Origin of the sequence: Pseudomonas sp. W2I6 (genome assembly GCF_030815935.1) — a bacterium.
Taxonomy (GTDB): Bacteria; Pseudomonadota; Gammaproteobacteria; order Pseudomonadales; family Pseudomonadaceae; genus Aquipseudomonas.
Map to the genome: position 1 here is coordinate 3,991,665 of NZ_JAUSXJ010000001.1, position 23,440 is coordinate 4,015,104.

General features: G+C 62.6%; 1 protein-coding gene and 1 pseudogene. Both read right to left on the bottom strand.

The annotated features are described in order from the left end of the window. Nucleotides 1-85: 85 nt before the first annotated feature. A complete protein-coding gene (locus QF039_RS18420) occupies nucleotides 86-12,415 on the bottom strand; it encodes a non-ribosomal peptide synthetase (RefSeq protein ID WP_307519940.1) in 12,330 nt (4,109 codons plus the stop codon). Beyond that, nucleotides 12,415-23,431, bottom strand: a pseudogene (locus tag QF039_RS18425) (amino acid adenylation domain-containing protein). The gene QF039_RS18420 and the pseudogene QF039_RS18425 overlap by 1 nt, the downstream one beginning before the upstream one ends. Nucleotides 23,432-23,440: the final 9 nt, after the last annotated feature.

The following is a 23,440-nucleotide window of genomic DNA, read 5'->3' on the forward strand; positions in this document are numbered from 1 at the left end:
TGTTTAAGCAGCACCGCCAAGGCTTTGCGTTCCTTTGGCGAAAGCTCGCCCACTGCTCCGATCAACTCTTTCACACCTATCCCCTTCACTCTGAAATTAGCTTTTCAAGCTCATCCCCTGTTAAACGTTTGAGGGCCTCCAAAGATTTAGCCAATTCATCCATCAGCGGTTCACTGGCCGATCCCAACTGCGCCACTTCGGCACTGAAGGTGCGCAAGGTGCTGGCAGCGAACAGCGTCTTGAGCTGCACTTGCAGGTCCATTCGCTCACGGATACGCACGATGAGTTGGGTGGCCAGCAACGAATGCCCGCCCAAGGCAAAGAAGTCATCCTCCAGGCCGACCCGCTCGACGTTAAGTACCTCACTCCAGATTTGCGCCAATTGCTGCTCGGTGTCGGTCTGCGGTGGTGTGTACTGGTCGCGACGCTGTACCGCGCCAGGGGCCGGCAAGGCCTTGCGATCAAGCTTGCCGTTGGGGGTCAGCGGCAGGTATTCAAGCACCAGCAACTGCGCCGGCACCATGTAGGCAGGCAACACTTCATGCAGGCGGCGCTTGAGGTCGTCTTGCAAGTCTGCTTGCGCGTCGGCGTCGATAAGGCCTGGCTGGTCGGGCACTACATAACCCACCAGTTGCAAGCCACTCACACCTTCCACCGCCAGCACCACGGCCTCGCGTACCGAGCCCTGGGCCATCAATTGAGCTTCGATTTCGCCCATTTCAATCCGGAAACCGCGGATTTTCACTTGATGGTCGATGCGCCCGACGTACTCGATCACCCCCTCCGGGCGATAACGGGTCAGGTCACCAGTGCGGTACAAGCGCTCGCCGGTGGTCGAGAACGGGTTCGGCACAAACTTCTCGGCGGTCAGCCCCGGACGCAGTAGATAGCCACGAGTGATGCCCTCACCGGCCAGGTAAAGCTCCGCCGCCACGCCGACGGGCACCGAGTGCAACTCGGCGTCGAGCAGGTAGCTGGCGGTGTTGGCCAACGGCCTGCCGATATTGGCCTGGCCGCCGGCTTCGCGGCGGGTCCAGGTGGAGTAAGTGGTGTCTTCCGACGGGCCATACAGGTCGTAGACATGCTGCACATGCCCACGGCCATACAGCGCATCCACCAACGACTGCTTCAGTGGTTCGCCCGCCAGATTGATGATGCGCACGCTTTGCGGGATTTGCCCGGCACGCTGCAAGGCTCCCATCGCCGAAGGCACGCTGTTGATCAGGCGTACCCGGTCTCGGGCCGCCAGCTCCGGCAGCTCCAGGGCATTGCGGGCACCGACGATAAAGCCGCCGCCAGCCAGGGTCACAAACAGCTCCCACACCGACAAGTCGAAGCAGATCGACGTGGAGGCCAACACCCCTTGAATGTCTTCAGGGCTGTAAACCTGCTGCGACCACTGGGTCAGCGCCGCCACGTTGCGGTGAGTAATAGCCACGCCCTTGGGCAGGCCGGTGGAGCCGGAGGTGTAGATCACATAGGCCAGGTTATTCGCACTGACCACAACGGCCGGGTCCTGATCATCGGTGTCCTGAGTCTCAGCCAGCAGTACTTCGATGGATGCAGTCACCTCCACCGCCGCCAGCACATCAGATTGCGTCAGCAACACTCGAGCCTGGCTGTCCTTGAGCATGTACGCCACGCGCTCGGCCGGGTAATCCGGGTCCAGCGGCACATACGCGCCGCCCGCTTTGAGTACCGCGAGCAATGCCACGACCATCTGCGCACTGCGCGGCATGGCCACGCCAACCCGCACTTCAGGGCCAACACCCAGCGCCACCAGCTTGCGCGCCAGGGCATTCGCCCGGCCGTTCAACTGGCGGTAGGTGAGTTGCTCATCACCCCAGATAACCGCCAGGGCGTCGGGCGTACGCTGCACCTGGTCCTGAATCTGTTGATGGATGCACCGCTCACGCGGGAAGTCCAGGCCATTGGCGTTCCAGGTCTGTTCAATCAGTTGACGTTCGTCGCCACCGAGCATCACCACATCAGCCAGTACCCGCTCACTTGAAGTCGTCAACTCGACCAGCAACCGGTTGAGGTGACCAGCGATACCTGCCATCGCCTCTGCACCAAACACGCTGCAGTCATAGTGATAGTGCAGGGCCAACGTCTGCCCGGCATTGACCAACAATGTCAGCGGATAATTGCTCTGCTCATGGGCTGCAACGGCGCCAAACACCAGGCCATTGTCGCTGCCCTGGGCCAGCGCTTCGGCGATCGGGAAGTTCTCGAACACCAACAGTGTGTCAAACAACGACTCGGAACCGTGTTCGGCCCAGCGCTGAATCTCGAACAGCGGCGTGTGTTCATGCTCACGCAGCCCCAGGTTTTGCGCCTGGACCGCCTGCAACCAATGACTGACGCTCTGCCCGGCGAGCGGGCTGGCAACCACTGGCAAGGTATTGATGAACAACCCGATCTGCTGCTCGACCCCCTTCAGATCGGCCGGACGCCCAGCCACGGTGGCACCAAAGCACACCGTCGACTGCCCGGTATAACGCTGCAAAAGCAGGAGCCAGGCGGCTTGCAGCAAGGTATTGAGGGTGACTTTCTGCTGGCGGGCAAACTCGTTCAGAAGGCGCGCCTGAGTCGCATCCAGTACCTCGAAGTGGCTGGCATAGCCTGTACCCAGGACACGTGGCGCAACGACCGCCTGGGCCAGGCGCGTCGGTGTTTGCAGCGAGGCCAGCTGCTGCTTCCAGAACGCTTCCCGGAGCGTTTGGTCCTGACCTTGCAGCCAGGCAATGTAATCACGATAGCGCCCGGTCGATACCGGCGGGTTATGACCACTGTAGCGTTGCAGCACCTCACCGAGCATCTGCGAGTGGCTCCACCCATCCATCAGGATATGGTGATGAGTCAGGATCAGGTGATGGCGACGATCATCCAGCGCCACCAGGGTCAACCTGAGCAACGGTGCCTCTTGAAGCTCGAAGCCCCTGGCTTGTTCGGCCTCGGCCAGTTGGCGCAAGGCCTGCGCCTGCCCGGTACGCCCGCGCCAGTCGTGCAGCGCGTAAGGCAGGGTCACTTGCTTGCGCACGATCTGCAACGGCTGATCCTGTTCAGCCAACCACACGAAGCCGGTGCGCAGGATGTCATGGGCATCCAGGGTGGCTTGCCAGGCCTGGCGGAACTTGTCCGGGTCCAGTCCTTCGACGTCCAGGCACATCTGGTTGATGTAATCGCCAGAGGCCTGTTCATATAGCGTGTGGAACAGCATGCCTTGCTGCATCGGTGACAACGGGTAAATGTCTTCGATGCTGTGTGCCGTCATGGGCAAGCCGTCCAGCGCGGATTGGCTCAGGGTCGCCAGCGGGAAGTCCGACGGCGTCACCGCTCCGGCGCCCGGCAGGCAGCAATGCTCGACCAGGCCAGCCAACTCACGGGCGTAGTCATCGGCCAGGTGCTGGATGGTCGACTCGTCGAAACGTTGGGCACTGAAGGCCCAACCCAGGCTGAGCTCGCCGGCGAACACCTGGCCATTGAGGATCAGGCCGTTGGCCAACGGCGCCTCTGCGTTTTGCTCCGGCCCACGGGCTTCGTCGCAAGGTGCCCAGAGCGGTACATCGCCATCGTCAAAACTGCTGTCGAACTGGCCCAGGTAATTGAAGGTGATCTGCGGTGCAGGCAACTGCGCCATCGCCTCCCGCGTCTCTGTCTCGGCAAAGGTAGACAACACACCAAAACCCAGGCCTTTATCGGGGATTGCGCGCAGTTGCTCCTTGATGTTTTTCAGCGAACCCGCCGGGTCACCGGCCGGGGTCAGCTTGACCGGGAAAGCACTGGTGAACCAGCCGACGCTGCGGGTCAGGTCAACTTCATCAAACAGGTCCTCACGGCCATGGCCTTCCAATTGGATCAAGGTGCTCGCCTGGCCGGTCCAGCGGCAAATCACCCGCGCCAGTGCCGTCAGCAGCAAGTCGTTGATTTGCGTGCGATAGGCCGCCGGGGCGTCCTGCAACAGGCGGCGGGTCTGCACCGAGTCCAGACGGCTGTACACCGTGAGGCCGTCCTGGTTGGTTTGCCGACCACCGGAATGGTCCGAGGGCAATTGGGCTTGAACATCGTGCAACTGCATTTGCCAGTAAGGCAATTGCTCCAGCGCCTCCTCCCGGGCAAAGCGAGCCAGCCGCTCGCCCCAGGCCTTGACCGACGAAGTCTTGGCCGGCAATGCCACGACGCGACCCTGCTGCAGTTGCTCGTAGGCGGTTTGCAGGTCTTCGAACAGGATGCGCCACGACACGCCATCCACCGCCAGGTGATGGATCACCAGCAGCAGCCGCTGACTGCCGTCGGCCAGGGTCGCCAGCACCGCGCGCAGCAGTGGGCCATTGCCCAGGTCCAGGCTGCGCTGGGCTTCGTCGCCCAGTTGCTCCAGCGCCGAAGCGTCGACGATGCTGCGTTGCCACAGCAAAGGTTGCTCGCTGACCGGCTGGTAAGTCGCTCGCCAGCCATCGGCCTGCCGGACGAAGCTCACGCGCAAGGCATCGTGCTGCACCAGCAAGGCGTGCAGGGCTTGTTCCAGATGTTCAGGGTTCAACGGCTGCGTGGTCTTGAGCAGTACCGACTGGTTCCAGTGGTGCCGCTCGGGAATCGCCGTATCGAAAAATGCCTGATGGATCGGCAGCAACACGCTGTCGCCGGTCACCGGGCCCTGATCGATCAGCAGTGCGCCCTCGCCCAACTGCGCCACCGAGGCCAGGCCTTGTACGGTCTGGTGCTGGAACAGCTCTTTGGGGGTAAAACGAATCCCGGCCTGGCGCGCACGGCTGACCACCTGGATCGAGATGATCGAGTCGCCGCCCAGCTCGAAGAAGTTATCGCTGACGCCAATCTGCGGCACCTTGAGCACGTCCTGCCAGATCGCGACGATGCGCTGTTCCAGCTCGTTATGGGGCGCGATATAGAGTTTGTGTTGCGGCTCAAGATCCGGTTGCGGCAAGGCCTTGCGGTCGAGTTTGCCGTTGGGGGTCAGCGGCAGTTGCTCAAGGAACAACCACTGGGTGGGCACCATGTAATCCGGCAAGTGTTCACGCAAGCTGGCTCGCAGGGCTTGCTGGGTCGTTGTGGCCTGCGACAGCACCACGTAGGCAACCAGTTGCTGGCCGTTCGCGCCGTCCAGGGCCAGCACCACCCCTTCACGCACACCTGGGTGGGCCAGCAGGCGACTTTCGATTTCTCCCAGCTCGATGCGCAGGCCACGAATCTTCACCTGGTGGTCGATGCGGCCAACGTATTCGATCACGCCGTCATTGCGGTAACGGGTCAGGTCACCGGTGCGATACAGACGATCGCCGGTGGTCGAGAACGGGTTCGGCACAAACTTCTCGGCGGTCAGCCCCGGACGCAGTAGATAACCACGGGTGATGCCCTCACCGGCCAGGTAAAGCTCCGCCGCCACGCCGACCGGCACCGAGTGCAACTCGGCGTCGAGCAGGTAGCTGGCGGTGTTGGCCAACGGCCTGCCGATATTGGCCTGGCCACCGGCTTCGCGGCGGGTCCAGGTGGAGTAAGTGGTGTCTTCCGACGGGCCATAGAGGTCGTAAACGTGCTGCACATGGGCATGCTCGTACAGCGCATCCACCAGCGACTGCTTCAGCGGTTCGCCCGCCAGATTGATGATGCGCACGCTTTGCGGGATTTGCCCGGCACGCTGCAAGGCTCCCATCGCCGAAGGCACGCTGTTGATCAGGCGCACCCGGTCTCGGGCCGCCAGTTCCGGCAGCTCCAGGGCATTGCGGGCACCGATGATAAAGCCGCCGCCGGCCAGGGTCACAAACAGCTCCCACACCGACAAGTCGAAGCAGATCGACGTCGAGGCCAACACCCCTTGAATGTCTTCAGGGCTGTAAACCTGCTGCGACCACTGGGTCAGCGCCGCCACGTTACGGTGAGTAATGGCCACGCCCTTGGGCAGGCCGGTGGAGCCGGAGGTGTAGATCACATAGGCCAGGTTGCCGGCGTGGACCGCAACGTCCAGATCCTGATCATCAACTTCCTGAGCATCCACAAGCAGCACGTCAATCGAAGCATCCACCTCAAGCGCCACCGCAGCCTGGGTCAACAACACCCGCGCCTGGCTGTCCTTGAGCATGTAGGCCACGCGCTCGGCCGGGTAATCCGGGTCCAGCGGCACATACGCGCCGCCCGCCTTGAGCACCGCGAGCAATGCCACGACCATCTGCGCACTGCGCGGCATGGCCACGCCAACCCGCACTTCAGGACCAACACCCAGCGCCACCAGCTTGCGCGCCAGGGCATTCGCCCGGCCGTTCAACTGGCGGTAGGTCAGTTGTTCATCATTCCAGATAACCGCCAGGGCGTCGGGCGTACGCTGCACCTGATCCTGAATCTGTTGATGGATGCACCGCTCACGCGGGAAGTCCAGGCCATTGGCGTTCCAGGTATGTTCGACCAGCCGACGTTCATCGCCCTCAAGGGTGGCGAGTTGCGCCAGCACCTGTTCACTGCCGGCCATGAAGCGCGCAAGCAACTGGTTAAGATGACGGGCAATGCCCGCCATCGTCCCGGCCGCAAACTGACTGCGGTCATAGTGGTAGTGCAACCCCAGCGTCTGCCCGGCATTGACGGAAAGTGTCAGCGGATAATTGCTCTGCTCATGGGCCACAACGGCACCAAAGGACAGCCCATCGTCCGCACTTTGAGCCAGCGCCTCGGAGATCGGGTAGTTTTCGAACACCAACAGCGTGTCGAACAATGACTCGGAACCGTGTTCGGCCCAGCGCTGAATCTCGAACAGCGGCGTGTGCTCATGCTCGCGCAGCGCCAGGTTTTGCCCCTGAACGGTCTGTAACCAGTGGCTGACCGTCTCCCCGGCAAGCGGGCTGGCGATCACCGGCAGGGTGTTGATGAACAGGCCGATCTGCTGCTCGACGCCTTTGAGGTCGGCCGGACGCCCGGCCACGGTGGCGCCAAAGCACACCGTCGATTGCCCGGTATAACGCTGCAAAAGCAGGAGCCAGGCGGCTTGCAGCAAGGTATTGAGGGTGACTTTCTGCTGGCGGGCAAACTCGTTCAGCAGGCGCGTCTGGCGCGAGTCCAGCACCTCGAAATGACTGGCGTAGCCGGCATCTGCGGACAGCGGCGCGGCCACCGCCTGGGCCAGCCGTGTCGGCGCTTGCAGCGGTGCCAACTGTTGCGTCCAGAACGCTGCTCGCAGCGTCTGGTCCTGGGATTGCAGCCAGCCAATGTAGTCGCGATAGCGCGCCGGCTGGTGCTCGGGCTCTTGCCCGCTGTAGCGTTGCAGCACCTCACCAAGCAGCCGGGAATTGCTCCAGCCATCCATCAGAATGTGGTGGGAGGTATAGATCAAATGGCACTGATCCGGCGCCGTGCGCACAACGGTCAGGCGCAGCAGAGGCGCCTGCACAAGGTCGAAACCACGCTGGCGGTCAGCGTCGGCCAGGGTATCGAGTGCGCCATCAAGTGCCGGGTGCTCCTGCCAGTCGAGCACAGTGAATGGCAACTCCAGGTGCTTGTGCACCACTTGCAGCGGTCGCTCCAGATCACCCTGCCACAGGAAGCCGGTACGCAGGATTTCATGGCTGTTCACGCACGCCTGCCAGGCCTGGCGGAAGCGCTCGGGATCCAGCCCGGTAACGTCCAGGCGCATTTGATTGATGTAGTCGCCGCCACCTTGCTCATACAGGGTGTGAAACAGCATGCCTTGCTGCATGGCCGATAGCGGGTAGATATCTTCGACAGCCGACAGGGCCAGCGGCAAGGCATCCAGTTGACGCTGACCGAGCCCGGCCAGCGGAACATCCGAAGGCGTCAAGCCGCTGTTGCCGGGCGCCGTGCAATGAGCGATCACGCTCAGCAGCTCAAGACGGTATTCATCGGCCAGGCGCTGTACCGCCGAGGCGTCAAACATCTGCCCGCTGAAGGTCCAGCCCAGGCTCAGTTCGCCGCCATATACCTGGCCATTGAGGGTCAGCCAGTTACCGAGCGCCGCCTCCGGGCTTTGCTCCAGCCCGCGCGCCTCACCCGAGGGAGCGAACAAAGCCTGCTCGTCATCGAAACTGCCATCGAACTGCCCCAGGTAGTTGAACGTAATCCTCGGCGCCGGCAGCGCCTGCAAGCGGCTGCGGGATGGTTCATCGCCCAGGTAGCGCAATACACCGTAGCCAATCCCCTTGTCTGGAATCGCCCGCAGTTGTTCTTTCACCGCCTTGATCGAGTGCGCGATATCGCTTTCGACCGGCAACCTGACCGCAAACAGGCTGGTGAACCAGCCCACGGTACGTGTCAGGTCAACGTCATCGAACAGGTCTTCACGGCCGTGGCCTTCGAGCTGGATCAGCGCACTGTCCTGCCCGGTCCAGCGACCAATAACCCGTGCCAGTGCGCTGAGCAACAGGTCATTGACCTGGGTGCGATAGGCCGCCGGCGCCTCTTGCAGCAGTTGCCGCGTGGCCTGGGCATCAAGCTGGGTGTGCACCGTCATCGCGTGGCGATTGGAGAGCGAACCATGGGGATGGTCCACCGGCAGGGCCGTCGACGAACCGCTCAACAAGCCTTCCCAGTAATCGAGCTGGGCGCGCAACGTATCCGCAGTCGCCGCCTGCCCCAGGCGTTCTACCCAGGCCTTGAATGAACTGGTCTTGGCCGGCAACACGCAACGCTGGCCGCTGGCGAGCTGCTGGTAGGCCTTTTGCAGGTCCTCGAACAAAATGCGCCAGGAAATCCCGTCCACCACCAGATGATGAATGACCACCAGCAAACGCTGGCTGCCATCGTTCAAGTTCGCCAGCACCGCCCGCAACAGCGGGCCGCGCTCCAGGTTCAGGCTGCCCTGGGCCTGGTCGCCCCATTGCTCCAGCGCCTCAAGGTCAATGTTCCGAGCCTCCCGGACCAGCGCCCCGGAGTACTCACCCGGCGCCTGATAGCGCGCCGACCAGCCTTGCGCCTGAGCAGTGAACGCCATCCGCAGCGCATCGTGATGAGTCACCAGATGCTTGAGCGCCTGCTCCAGCAGCGCCACGTCCAACGTGACCCTCGGCGTGAGCATGACGGACTGGTTCCAGCGCGCGCGATCAGGCACCGGCTGTTCAAAAAAGGCGATCTGTACCGGTGCCAGGGGAGCCTCACCGACGACTGCCGACTGGTCGATCACCACCCCGGCGGCCAATTGCGCAACCTGGGCCAGGCCCTGGACAGTCTGGTGCTGGAACAGCTCTTTAGGGGTGAAACGAATCCCGGCCTGGCGCGCACGGCTGACCACCTGGATCGAGATGATCGAATCACCGCCCAGCTCGAAGAAGTTGTCGGTGACACCGATGGCCGGACGTTTCAACACGTCCTGCCAGATCACCGCGATACGTTGCTCAAGCTCGCTCTGCGGCGCCACATGGGCGTGTTCGGCCTGGCTGACATCCGGCAGTGGCAAGGCCTTGCGGTCCAGCTTGCCATTGACGGTGAGTGGCCATTGCTCAAGAAACAGCAAATGGGCCGGGACCATGTAATCCGGCAAGCGGGCCTTGAGCCCGGCACAGATCTGCTCGCGCAACGGCGCGGGTTGCAGGTCGCCTGCGGCCGCGATGATGTAGGCCACCAACACCTGGGCACCGGCGTCACCCTGCGCCAGTACCATGGCTTCACGCACACCGTCGAGGGCAAGCAAGCGGGCTTCGATTTCACCCAGTTCGATGCGCAACCCACGAATCTTCACTTGGTGGTCAATGCGTCCGATGTAGTCGATCACACCGTCCTGGCGATAACGCACCAGGTCGCCGGTACGATAAAGTCGTGCGCCGCTACGGGAAGCAAACGGGTCGGGAATAAATCGCTCGGCGGTCATTCCCGGGCGCAGGTGATAACCACGGGCCAGGGAATCCCCTCCGATATACAACTCACCGGCCGCACCCGGCGGGCACGGCTCAAACGCTTCGCTCAGGACATAAGTGCGTACGTTGTCGATCGGCTTGCCGATCGCCACGATCGGGCCGGCAGGGTCGACAGGCACTTCATGGCTGCTGGTATCGATGGTCGCTTCGGTCGGGCCGTACAGGTTGATCAAGCGCCCGCTCCAACGCTGCTGCAACTGTCGGCTCAGCTCGGCACTCAAGGCTTCGCCACCGCACAACACGACGTTCAGCGACGCCAGCTGGGCATCGCTCGCTTCAGGCAGCAAGGCTTGCAGCAGTGAAGGCGCCAACTGCAGGACCGTGATCCGCTGTGCCTCGACCTGCTCCCACAACAGTGACAGGCTCTCGGCCAACCCTGGCTGGGCCATCACCAACTGTGCACCCGTCATCAACGGTAGCCAGAACTCCCATACCGAAGCATCGAAGCTGAACGCGGTCTTTTGCAGGATCCGATCGCTGCTTTGCAGTGGCAATGTCTTGCACATCCAGGCCATGTGATTGGCCAACCCTCGGTGACGAACCGAGACACCCTTGGGCCGGCCGGTGGAACCGGAGGTGTAGATGACATAGGCAAGGTTGTCGGGTTGCACGGCAACCTGCGGGTTGGCTTGCAACGTTTCGTCAGTGTCGGACAGGACCAGCACCTGGACGCCCGGCGGGATGGGCAACTGATCACGTACTGCCGCCTGGGTCAGCAACCACTGCGCGCCACTGTCCTGAAGCATGTAAGCCAGGCGGTCGGCCGGGTACTGGGTATCCAGCGGTACATAAGCGCCACCGGCCTTGAGAATGGCCAGTAGGCCGACGACCATTTCCACGCTGCGCTCAACGGCGATACCCACCAGCGCGTCAGGCCCAACCCCCATGTTGATCAAGCGATGCGCCAAGTGGTTGGCGCGCTGGTTGAGTTGGCGATACGTCAGCTGTTGCTGCTCGCATACCAGCGCAACCGCGTCGGGCGTACGCTCGGCCTGGGCGGCGATCACCTGATGCGTCAGGCCGCCAAAAGGCTGTGAGGTGGCGTTCCAGTCCTGCACCATCTGCTCGCGCTCGGCGACATCAAGCAACGGCAACTCGCCGACACGGGCGTGGGGCTGCTCGACGATTCCTTGCAGCAGAGTCTGCCAATGCCGCGCCAGACGTTCTATCGTCAGCGCATCAAACAGGTCAGTGGTATAGGTCAGGGCCGCTGCTATGCCGTCATCGGACTCGTAGGTTTCCAGGGTCAAGTCGAACTGCGCAGTGCGGTTCTCCCAGGCCACGCCTTCGATGGACAGGCCCGGCAGCTGCAGTGCGAGCGCGCCAGTGCCGGCGGCTGCCATGCGCTGGTGGTTGAACATCACCTGGAACAGCGGTGCATGGCTGAGGCTGCGTTGCGGGTGTAACGCCTCGACCAACTGCTCGAATGGCAGGTCCTGATGGTCCTGCGCCCCCAGGGCAGCCTGGCGGACCTGGTCCAGCAGAACACTGAACGGCTGCTCGCCCACTACCTCGGCGCGAAGTACCTGCGTGTTAACGAAAAAGCCCACCAGGTGTTCGGTTTCCACCCGGTTGCGGTTAGCGGTCGGAACCCCGACACGGATATCACGCTGCCCGCTGTAGCGATACAAAAACGCCTGGAAGGACGCCAGCAGCACCATGAACAGCGTGGCCTTTTCCTGCTGGGCCAATTGCCTGAGGCGCTGGCTCAGGGCATGCGGCAGTGCAATTTCAAAACGCGCGCCGCGATAACTCTGCTCGGCCGGCCGCGCACGGTCGGTCGGCAGCGCCAACACCGGCTGCTCGTCACCCAACTGCTCGCACCAATAGGCCAGTTGCCGTTCGCGCTCGCCGGCTTCCATCCAGTGACGCTGCCAGATGGCATAGTCGGCGTACTGGATCGGCAACGCCGGCAGCACCAGGGTTTCGCCGCGCTGGCAGGCGTCATACAGCTGCACCAGCTCATTGACCATCAGTTGGATCGAACCGCCGTCGGACACGATATGGTGCTGCACAAACGTCAGGATGTGATCCTGCCCATCGATCTGCAGCAGGCTGACCCGCAGCAGCGGCCCCTCGTTCAGGTCGAACAGCTGCCCGGTCTGCGCTTCGACAAACCCGGTGATTGCCGCCTCGATATCGGCCTGTGGTGCCAGCACCGTCAAGGGAATGTCCAGGGGCGCTTCGGCGAGGATGTTCTGGCTTACCCCTTCGTCACGCTGCACAAAGCGGGTGCGCAGGCTTTCATGACGGGCGATCAGTTGATTGAAACACTGCTGCAACGCCAGCAGGTCCAGGTTCCCGCGCAAGCGCAGGACCATGGGCAGGTTGTACGCCGTGCTCTGGGGGTCCAACTGCCACAGGAACCACTGGCGTTCCTGGGCAAAGGACAGGGGAATCGCTTCAACGGCCGACTGGACTTCGGGAATAGGCAAGTTCGCCGGGGAAACACCTTCCTGAAGCATTTTCTCCAGGTACAGGCGACGCTTGTCGAGGGGCAAGGTAATGAAACGCCGAGCGATTCTCTGGGCGGCGTGGATGTCCATTAAACTTCCTCCATTTCGTCAAGCAGAAATTCCAGCTTGCTCAGTTTCGATTCATTGATTTGTTGCCCGCCGGCGTGTTCCAGATGGTGGGCAAAGTCTTCCAGGAGGGGGTGCTGGAACAGCAGTTGCGGGGTCAATTTCAAGCCCAGCTCAAGTTGAATACGCGACACGACATTTACCGCCAGCAGCGAATGCCCGCCCAGTTCGAAGAAGTTATCGGTAAGTCCTACCTGCTCCAGTTGCAGCACCTGCTGCCAGATGCCGGCGACTTGCCGTTGCAGATCGCTGTGCGGCGCAACGTAGGCCTGTTGCAACTGACTGGCATCCGGCGCCGGCAGCGCCTTGCGGTCGAGTTTGCCGTTGGGGGTCAGTGGCAGGCTGTCGAGCATCACCAGAAACGCCGGGACCATGTAGGCCGGCAGGGTTTCCATCAGGCGGGCCTTGAGCTCATCGCGCAGCAGCACTTGCCGGTCGTGGCCGAGCGGTTCGCCTGGCACTACATACCCCACCAGTTGCAGGCCGACACCGCCCTCTCGGGCGATAACGGCGGCTTCGCGCACGGCCGGGTGCTCCTGCAGGCGTGCCTGGATTTCTCCCAGTTCGATGCGGAAGCCACGTATTTTCACCTGGTGATCCAGGCGGCCGACATACTCAATCACACCGTCGGCGCGATAACGCGCCAGGTCGCCGGTGCGATACAGCCGTTGCCCGGAGCTGGAAAACGGATGGGGAATAAAACGTTCGGCGGTCAGCCCGGCACGCTGATGGTAACCACGGGCCAGGCCTTCTCCGCCAATCAGCAGTTCACCCACCACACCCACTGGCACTGGCTGCAAATCGCTGCCCAGGATGTACAGGTGAGTGTTGTCGATGGGCCGGCCAAGCCAGGCCTGCGGCAACGCCTGGCTGAGTGGGTGTTGCGCCGACCAGATGGTGGTTTCAGTGGGGCCATAGAGATTCCACACCTGGTCCGACAGCGCCAGCATGCGGTCCGCCAGATCCTGGGCAAGCGCCTCGCCACCGCAGAGCATCTTGCAGCCTTGCAGCGCGCGCGCCTCGGGATTATCAAGCAACATCCGCCAGGTAGACGGGGTGGCCTGCACCACTGAAATATGCTCGCGGCGTACCAGCTCCAAGACTTGGGCCGGGTCTTGGGCGGCACTCTTGCCCACCAGGACCACACGTGCCCCGAGCACCAGCGGCAGGTAAATTTCCAGCCCGAAAATATCAAACGAGAACGTCGTCAGCGACAGCACCCGATCACTGCCTGACATGCCTGGAGCCTTCGCCATACTGGCGAGGAAGTTGCTCAGTGCCGCATGTCCTACCATCACCCCTTTGGGCTTGCCCGTAGAACCAGAGGTGTAGATCACGTAGGCGAGACTGGCCGCCTTTACCGACACGTGCGGATTGCTCTGCGGGTAGGACGCCAGCCCTGAATGCCGAGGATCCAGATCCACCGTCGTCAGCCCCGCAGGAAGCACCAGCAAATCCTTCAAGCGGGCCTGGGTCAGCAACAGGCCGATGCCGCTGTCGGCAATCATGTATTCCAGGCGATCCACCGGGAAATCCGGATCCAGCGGCACATACGCAGCACCCGCCTTGAGCACCGCGAGCAGGCCCACGAGCATTTCAAGGCTGCGCTCCACGCATATCCCCACCAGTTGGTCCGGGCCTACGCCCAGCTCCAATAGCTTGTGCGCCAGTTGGTTCGCCTGTTCGTTGAGTTGACGATAGGTATAGGTCTGCTCGTTGAACACCGCAGCCACGGCGTCCGGCTGATGCAGGGCCTGTTGCTCAATCATGCTGTGCACCCGTAGCGCCGAAAAATCGGCGTCGGTGGCGTTCCACTGCTCAAGCACACGGCTGCGCTCACCGTCGTCCAGGCTGTCAAACGTCCCCAGCGGACGATCGGCATTCAGCGTCATTGCCTGCAACAGGTTATGCAGTTGCGCGGCCAACGCCTGGATTTGCCCCGGGGCGAAGAAACGCTGGTCGAAACTGTACTGCAGCGACAATGCCTCGCCGAGGTTGACCATCAGGGTCAGCGGGTAGTTGGTCTGCTCATGGCTATCAATCCGTCCGAAGCGCAAACCGTCTGGCGAGCTTTGCTCCAGGGCCTTGGACACGGGGTAGTTTTCAAACACCAGCAGGCTGTCGAACAGCGCCTCACCACCCTGCCCCGCCCAGCGCTGGATCTCGAACAGTGGCGTGTACTCATGTTCACGCAAGGCCAGGTTCTGCGCCTGCAAGGCTTGCAACAGCTGTGCGATGGTTTGCTCCGGTCGCGGGCTGACCACCACCGGCAAGGTGTTGATAAACAACCCGACCTGCTGCTCGACACCGGCCAATTGCGCAGGACGCCCGGCGACGGTAGCGCCGAAGCACACACTCGACTGGCCGCTCTGGCGCTGCAACAGCAAGGCCCAGGCCGCTTGCACCAAGGTGTTGAGGGTGACTTTCTGGCGGCGTGCGAACTCACTCAACTGCATGGTGCGCTCAGCGTCAAAATACTGGTAGTGATCCGAATAGCCCGTGCTGCCAGGCACTTCGCCTTGGGCCTGTGCCTGCGCGAGGCGGGTCGGTTCTTGCAGGTCAGCCAGTTGCAAGGTCCAGAACCGCTGGTTGGCCTGGCGGTCCTGGCTGTCCAGCCAGGCGATGTAGTCGCGATAACGTCCACCACGGCCGGCTTCGAATTGCCCGCTGTAACGTTGCAATACCTCGCCCAGCAGCTGCGAGTTGCTCCAGCCGTCCATCAGGATGTGGTGATGGGTGTAGATAAAATGGTACTGGTCGACACCGGTACGGATCAGCACCAGGCGCAACAGCGGTGCCTGCGCCAGGTCGAAGCCCTGCTGCTGTTGATCGGCCGCCAAGGCATCCAGGGCCGTCGCCAGATCGGCGTGGCCGGACAGGTCATGACTGACAAAAGGCAGCTCGACCTGCTCCAGTACGACCTGCACCGGCTGCGCCAACTCGCCCTGCCAGACAAAGCAGGTGCGCAGGATATCGTGGTGATCCAGCACTGCTTGCCAGGCCTGGCGGAAGCGTTGCGGGTCCAGCCCCTCGACATCCAGGCGCATCTGGTTGACGTAGTTGCCCGACGCCTGCTCGTACAGCGTATGGAACAGCATGCCTTGCTGCATCGGCGCCAGCGGATAGATGTCGGCAATCGCCTGCGCGGGAATGGGCAGCGCATCCAGTTGCGCCTGGCTCAAGTTGGCCAGCGGGAAATCCGACGGGGTCACGGCCGCGGCACCCGACGTGCAGCAATGCTCCACAAGGCTTGCCAGTTCACAGGCATAGTCATCCGCCAGGCCCTGGATGGTCGCGGTGGCAAACATGGCCGGGCTGAACGTCCAGCTCAACCGCAGCTCGCCATCGAACACCTGGCCGTTGAGTGCCAGCCAGTTATCCAGCGGTGCCTGCGGGCTGTGCTCGGCGCCACGGGCTTCGCCCGACGGTACAAACAGCGCACCGTTGTCGTCCTCAAAATGACCGTCCAGTTGCCCCAGGTAGTTGAAGGTAATCCGCGGTGTCGGCAATGCCTTGAGCGCCGCTTGCGCCTGCGCGTCGCCCAAGTAACGCAGCACGCCAAAACCCAGGCCTTTATCGGGGATGGCGCGCAGTTGCTCCTTGATACCTTTGAGGGATTGAGCCGGGTCCGCAGCCGGCGTCAGCTTGACCGGGAACACACTGGTGAACCAACCGATGCTGCGGGTCAGGTCGATGTCGTCAAACAAGTCTTCGCGACCATGGCCTTCCAACTGGATCAAGGCATCGGCGTGGCCGGTCCAGCGGCAAACCACCCGCGCGAGCGCGGTCAGTAGCAGGTCGTTGACCTGGGTGCGATAGGCCTTGGGGGCGTTTTGCAGCAGTTGGCGGGTGTGCGTCGGGGTCAAGGCGCTGTGCACCGTGGCACCTTGATCATTGCGCAAGCCGGCTTCGGGATCGAGGCACGGCAAGGCGCTGTCGACGTCGGCCAGCAGCGTTTGCCAGTCATGCAACTCCTGTTGCAGGCGTTCGGTTCGGGCATAACCTTGCAGACGCTGCGCCCAGGCCTTGACCGACGAAGTCTTGGCCGGCAGTGCCACGACACGCCCCTGCTGCAGTTGCTCGTAGGCGGTTTGCAGGTCTTCGAACAGGATGCGCCACGACACGCCATCCACCGCCAGGTGATGGATCACCAGCAGCAGCCGCTGACTGCCATCGGCCAGGGTCGCCAGCACCGCGCGCAGCAGTGGGCCATTGCCCAGGTCCAGGCTGCGCTGGGCTTCGTCGCCCAGTTGCTCCAGCGCCGAAGCGTCGACGATGCTGCGTTGCCACAGCAAAGGTTGCTCGCTGACCGGCTGGTAAGTCGCTCGCCAGCCATCGGCCTGCCGGACGAAGCTCACGCGCAAGGCATCGTGCTGCACCAGCAAGGCGTGCAGGGCTTGTTCCAGATGTTCAGGGTTCAACGGCTGCGTGGTCTTGAGCAGTACCGACTGGTTCCAGTGGTGCCGCTCGGGAATCGCCGTATCGAAAAATGCCTGATGGATCGGCAGCAACACGCTGTCGCCGGTCACCGGGCCCTGATCGATCAGCAGTGCGCCCTCGCCCAACTGCGCCACCGAGGCCAGGCCTTGTACGGTCTGGTGCTGGAACAGCTCTTTGGGGGTAAAACGAATCCCGGCCTGGCGCGCACGGCTGACCACCTGGATCGAGATGATCGAGTCGCCGCCCAGCTCGAAGAAGTTATCGCTGACGCCAATCTGCGGCACCTTGAGCACGTCCTGCCAGATGGCGACGATGCGCTGTTCCAGCTCGTTATGGGGCGCGATATAGAGTTTGTGCTGCGGCTCAAGATCCGGTTGCGGCAAGGCCTTGCGATCGAGTTTGCCGTTGGGGGTCAGCGGCAGTTGCTCAAGGAACAACCACTGGGTGGGCACCATGTAATCCGGCAAGTGTTCACGCAAGCTGGCTCGCAGGGCTTGCTGGGTCGTTGTGGCCTGCGACAGCACCACGTAGGCAACCAGTTGCTGGCCGTTCGCGCCGTCCAGGGCCAGCACCACCCCTTCACGCACACCTGGGTGGGCCAGCAGGCGACTTTCGATTTCTCCCAGCTCGATGCGCAGGCCACGAATCTTCACCTGGTGGTCGATGCGGCCAACGTATTCGATCACGCCGTCATTGCGGTAACGGGTCAGGTCGCCGGTGCGATACAGACGATCGCCGGTGGTCGAGAACGGGTTCGGCACAAACTTCTCGGCGGTCAGCCCCGGACGCAGTAGATAACCACGGGTGATGCCCTCACCGGCCAGGTAAAGCTCCGCCGCCACGCCGACCGGCACCGAGTGCAACTCGGCGTCGAGCAGGTAGCTGGCGGTGTTGGCCAACGGCCTGCCGATATTGGCCTGGCCACCGGCTTCGCGGCGGGTCCAGGTGGAGTAAGTGGTGTCTTCCGACGGGCCATACAGGTCGTAAACGTGCTGCACATGGGCATGCTCGTACAGCGCATCCACCAGCGACTGCTTCAGCGGTTCGCCCGCCAGATTGATGATGCGCACGCTTTGCGGGATTTGCCCGGCACGCTGCAAGGCTCCCATCGCCGAAGGCACGCTGTTGATCAGGCGCACCCGGTCTCGGGCCGCCAGTTCCGGCAGCTCCAGGGCATTGCGGGCACCGACGATAAAGCCGCCGCCGGCCAGGGTCACAAACAGCTCCCACACCGACAAGTCGAAGCAGATCGACGTGGAGGCCAGCACCCCTTGAATGTCTTCAGGGCTGTAAACCTGCTGCGACCACTGGGTCAGCGCCGCCACGTTGCGGTGGGTAATGGCCACGCCCTTGGGCAGGCCGGTGGAGCCGGAGGTGTAGATCACATAGGCCAGGTTGCCGGCGTGGACCGCAACGTCCAGATCCTGATCATCAACTTCCTGAGCATCCACAAGCAGCACGTCAATCGAAGCATCCACCTCAAGCGCCACCGCAACCTGGGTCAACAACACCCGCGCCTGGCTGTCCTTGAGCATGTAGGCCACGCGCTCGGCCGGGTAATCCGGGTCCAGCGGCACATACGCGCCGCCCGCCTTGAGTACCGCGAGCAATGCCACAACCATCTGCGCACTGCGCGGCATGGCCACGCCAACCCGCACTTCAGGGCCAACACCCAGCGCCACCAGCTTGTGGGCCAGGGCATTCGCCCGGCCGTTCAACTGGCGGTAGGTCAGTTGTTCATCATTCCAGATAACCGCCAGGGCGTCGGGCGTACGCTGCACCTGGTCCTGAATCTGTTGATGGATGCACCGCTCACGCGGGAAGTCCAGGGTGTTGGCGTTCCAGGTCCGCTCAATCAGCTCAAGCTCATGACCGCCCAGCAACGACAGCTCGGCAACCGGCCGCGTGTGATCCGCGACAATGCTGCACAGCAGGTTTTGCCAATGGCCGGCAAGACGCTCGACCGTCGCCGGCGCAAACAGATCGGTGGCGTAGGTCAGCGTGGCGGCCAACTCTTGCCCGGTTTCAAAGGTATTGAGCACCAGGTCGAACTGGGCCGTGTGGCTGGCCCACTCAAGGCTTTCGATGGCCAGGCCCGGCAAGCGCGTCGCCTGCTGTCCGCGCGCCGCCTCGCTCTGATGGTTGAACATCACCTGGAACAGCGGGCTATGACTCAGGCTGCGCTCAGGGTGCAACGCTTCAACCAACTGTTCGAATGGCAGGTCCTGGTGAGCCTGGGCCTCAAGGGCGGTCTGCCGGACTTGCTGCACGACATCCGCGAACGCCAGGGTCGGTTTCACATCGGCCTTGAGTACCTGGGTATTGACGAAAAAGCCGATCAGGCGCTCGGTCTCAACCCGGTTGCGGTTGGCAATCGGGACCCCGACCCGGATGTCGGATTGCCCGCTGTAGCGATGCAGCAACGTCTGGAATGAGGCAAGCAAGAGCATGAACGGCGTCACACGCAGTTGCTGGGCCAGGCCGAGCAGCGAAGCGCCGAGCCCGGGTTGCAGGACGATTTCCAGCTGCGCCCCCCGAAAGCTTTGTTCGGCCGGGCGCGAATAGTCCAACGGCAATTGCAACGGCTGGTCACCGGCCAGTTGCCGGGTCCAATAAGCCAGTTGGCGCTTACGCTCACCGGCCTCCATCCATTGACGCTGCCAGGCGGCATAGTCGGCATATTGGATCGGCAATGGCCTGGCCTCAGGCGCGCGGCCGCTGCTGAAGGCGTCATAGAGCTCAACCAGTTCCTGCACCATCAGTTGCATGGACCAGCCATCGGAGACGATGTGATGCTGGGTCAGCACCAGCACGTGATCATCATCGGCCAGGCGCAACAACTTCACGCGTAACAAGGGCCCGGTCTGCAGGTCGAACAACGCCTCGGCATGGGTCTGCACATAAGCGGCAATCCCGGCGTGCGGATCAGTGCCGGCGTCAAGGGTGTCCACGACAATCGCCATTGGCACTGGCGCATGGATCACTTGCAGGGTGCGCTGATGGTTCCTGGACAAACGTGGTACGCAAGGTTTCATGACGCACCAGCAACTCGTCAAAGCTGCTCTGGAGCGCTTGGATATCCAGCGCGCCTGCGAGGCGCAAGGCCGTCGGTATGTTGTAGGCACCACTCAGGGGATCGAGCTGCCAGAGGAACCACTGGCGCTCCTGGGCATACGACAACGGCAATGCCGAGCCACGATCAACCACGACAAACGCGGGGGCCTGCTCGGCGGGTTCCTGGTTCAATACCCGGGCGAATGCCTGCAGGGTCGTGTGCTCGAACAACGCCTTGAGCGGCACGTTCAGCTCAAGACCATGACGAACCCTCGATACCACTTGGGTGGCCAGCAACGAGTGACCGCCGAGCTCGAAGAAATCGTCCTGGCGACCGACACGCTCAACCCCCAGGACCTCTTGCCAGATCAACGCCACCTGTTGTTCCAGCTCACCGCACGGCGCTTCATACGACTGCTGTTGCAGCTCAGGCTCTGGCAGCGCCTGGCGGTCGAGTTTGCCGTTGACCGTCAACGGCAGGCTCGGCAGAAAGACCACATGCGCCGGAATCATATAGTCCGGCAGCTCGGCCTTGAGCGACTGGCGAATGGTCTCGCGCAGGCCATCATGGGTCTCTGCGTCGAAGACCGGTGCGGCCGGCACGATATAGGCCAGCAACTGCTGGCCGCCCACGCCGGGCCGGGCCAACACCGCAACTTCACGCACGCAAGCCAACTTGAGCAGTTGCGCCTCGATCTCACCCAACTCGATACGAAACCCGCGAATTTTCACTTGATGGTCGATCCGCCCGACATATTCCACCACCCCGCCCGCACGCAAACGCGCGAGGTCGCCGGTACGGTACAGGCGCGCGCCGTCAGCACGGAACGGATCGGGAATAAACCGGCTGGCGGTCAGATCGCCACGGTGCAGGTAGCCTCGGGCCAGGCCCGCCTGGCCGACATACAGCTCGCCGATGCAACCTTCAGGGACCGGGTTGAGCTGAGCGTCCAGCAGGTACCAGGACAGGTCAACGATAGGCTCGCCGATCGGGCTGCTCGCCTCGTTCGCCAAGTCGGCCCGGGTGATGGGTCGATACGTCACGTGAACGGTGGTTTCAGTGATGCCATACATGTTGATCAGTTGCGGCGAACGATCACCGAAATGCTCAAACCACGGCTGCAATGCCTTGACCTCCAGTGCCTCACCGCCAAACACCACGTAGCGCAAGTGCTCAAGGCCTGCGGCCGGGTGAGCGCAGGCGACCTGCACCAACTGCTTGAACGCCGAAGGTGTCTGGTTGAGCACGGTCACTTGCTCACGGCAGAGCAAGGCGTAGAAGTCTTCGGTGGAACGGCTGACGTCATGGGGCACAACCACCAGGCGCGCGCCGTATGTCAGCGCACCGAACAGCTCCCACACGGAAAAGTCGAAGGCACAGGAGTGGAACAGCGTCCACACATCCGTCGCGCCAAAGCGGAACCAGTCATCGGTGGCACTGAACAGGCGCACCACATTGCGATGGGGCAGCAGCACGCCCTTGGGCTGTCCGGTAGAGCCCGAGGTGTAAATCACGTATGCCAGGTTGTCAGGGCTGACCGCCACCTGCGGGTTGCCCGACGGTTCCTGGCCTGCGCCGACGACGTTATCCAGTGCCAGCACACGAATCGACGGTGCTGGCGCCAAGTGTTCAAGCACAGAGGACTGCGCCAACAGCAACGCAATGCTGCTGTCCTGCATCATGTAATGCAAACGATCCTGTGGATAACCAGGGTCCATGGGCACATAGGCACCACCGGCCTTGAGCACCGCCAGCAGACCGACCAGCATCTCCAGGCTGCGCTCGGTAGAGAGCCCCACCAACACATCAGGGCCGACACCGGCCTCGATCAGCCGATACGCCAACAGGTTGGCATCCGCATTCAACTGACCGTACGTCAGGTGCTGATCTTCGTAGCTGACGGCAAGGGCATCGGGGGTACGCTCGGCCTGGGCTTCGATCAAATGGTGCAGGCACTGGTTCACGTCGAATGCCCGCAGGTTCGGGTTCCACTGCTGGAGGATGCGCCGGTGTTCGTCCGCCGCCAGCAACGGCAACTCCCCTACCGCCTGGTGCGGACTGGTGATGATTGCCCGCAACAGATTTTGCCAATGCTGCGCCAGGCGTTCGATGGCCTCGGCGGTAAATACATCGGTGGCATAAGTCAGTGCGGCTGACAGACCGCGTGCCGACTCCGCCGTGTCCAGGGTCAGGTCAAATTGCGCCGTGCAGGTTTTCCAGTCCAGGCCTTCGACGGTCAACTGCGGCAGGTTCAATACGGGCTCGGCACTGGAGCCGCGACCTTCGCTCTGGTGGTTATACATCACCTGGAACAACGGGTTATGCCCCAGGCTTCGCTCGGGGTGCAGCGCCTCGACCAACTGCTCGAAGGGCAGTTCCTGATGCTCCTGGGCGCCCAAGGCTGCCTGCTTGACCTGGGCCAGCAAGGCCCGGAACGACATCTGGCCGTCGATCTCGGCCTTGAGCACCTGGGTGTTAACGAAAAAGCCGATCAGGCCTTTGGTTTCCGGCCGGTTGCGGTTGGCCACCGGCACCCCGACCCGGACATCCCGCTGCCCGCTGTAGCGGTGCAGCAGTAACTGGAACGATGCCAGCAACACCATGAACAGCGTCACCCCCTCACGCTGGGCGAGGGCTTTCAAAGGTTGCCCCAGGCTCGCATCCAGGGCCATTTCCAGGCGTTCGCCACGGTAGCTCGGTTGCAAGGGGCGGGGCTTGTCGGTGGGCAGCTCCAGCACCGGCGGCAGGTCGCCCAACTGCGCGGTCCAGTAAGCGAGTTGACGATCACGCTCGCCAGCCTCCATCCAGTGTCGCTGCCAGATGGCGTAGTCGGCGTACTGGATCGCCAGCGCCGGCAGTTGCGGAGCGTGGCCCTGGGTGAAGGCGGCGTAGCATTGCACCAGTTCCTCAACCAGCACTTGCATGGACCAACCATCGGACACGATATGGTGCTGGGTCAGCACCAGCACATGCTCGTCCGGCGCCACGCGCAACAGGCAGACCCGCAGCAACGGGCCTTGCTGCAAATCGAACAACTGACGCGTCTGTGCTTCGACGAATGCACTGATGCGCGCCTCAAGCCCGGCCGCATCGCCAGGCTCCAGGGTGTGCACCGGCAGGTTAAAGTCCGCCGCCGGGGTAATCACCTGCAACGTCTGCCCGGCATCCTGGACAAAACGCGTACGCAAGGACTCATGACGCTCGATCAACACCTGAAAGCTGCGCTGCAAAGCCTCGACATCCAGCACACCCCGCAAACGCAGGGCAGCAGGTACGTGGTAGGCCGCGCTCTCGGGCTCCAACTGCCAGAGAAACCACTGGCGGTGCTGGGCATAGGACAACGGTATGGCTTCAAACTCATGGCGGATCATCGGCACAGGCAGTTGCCCAAGGCTCATGCCCTTGCTGGCCAACTTTTCAAAAAAGGCCTTGCGCTGAGGCAGCGCCAGCCTGATGAAACGTTGAACCAGCTCGATGTTATCCATTAACGCCAT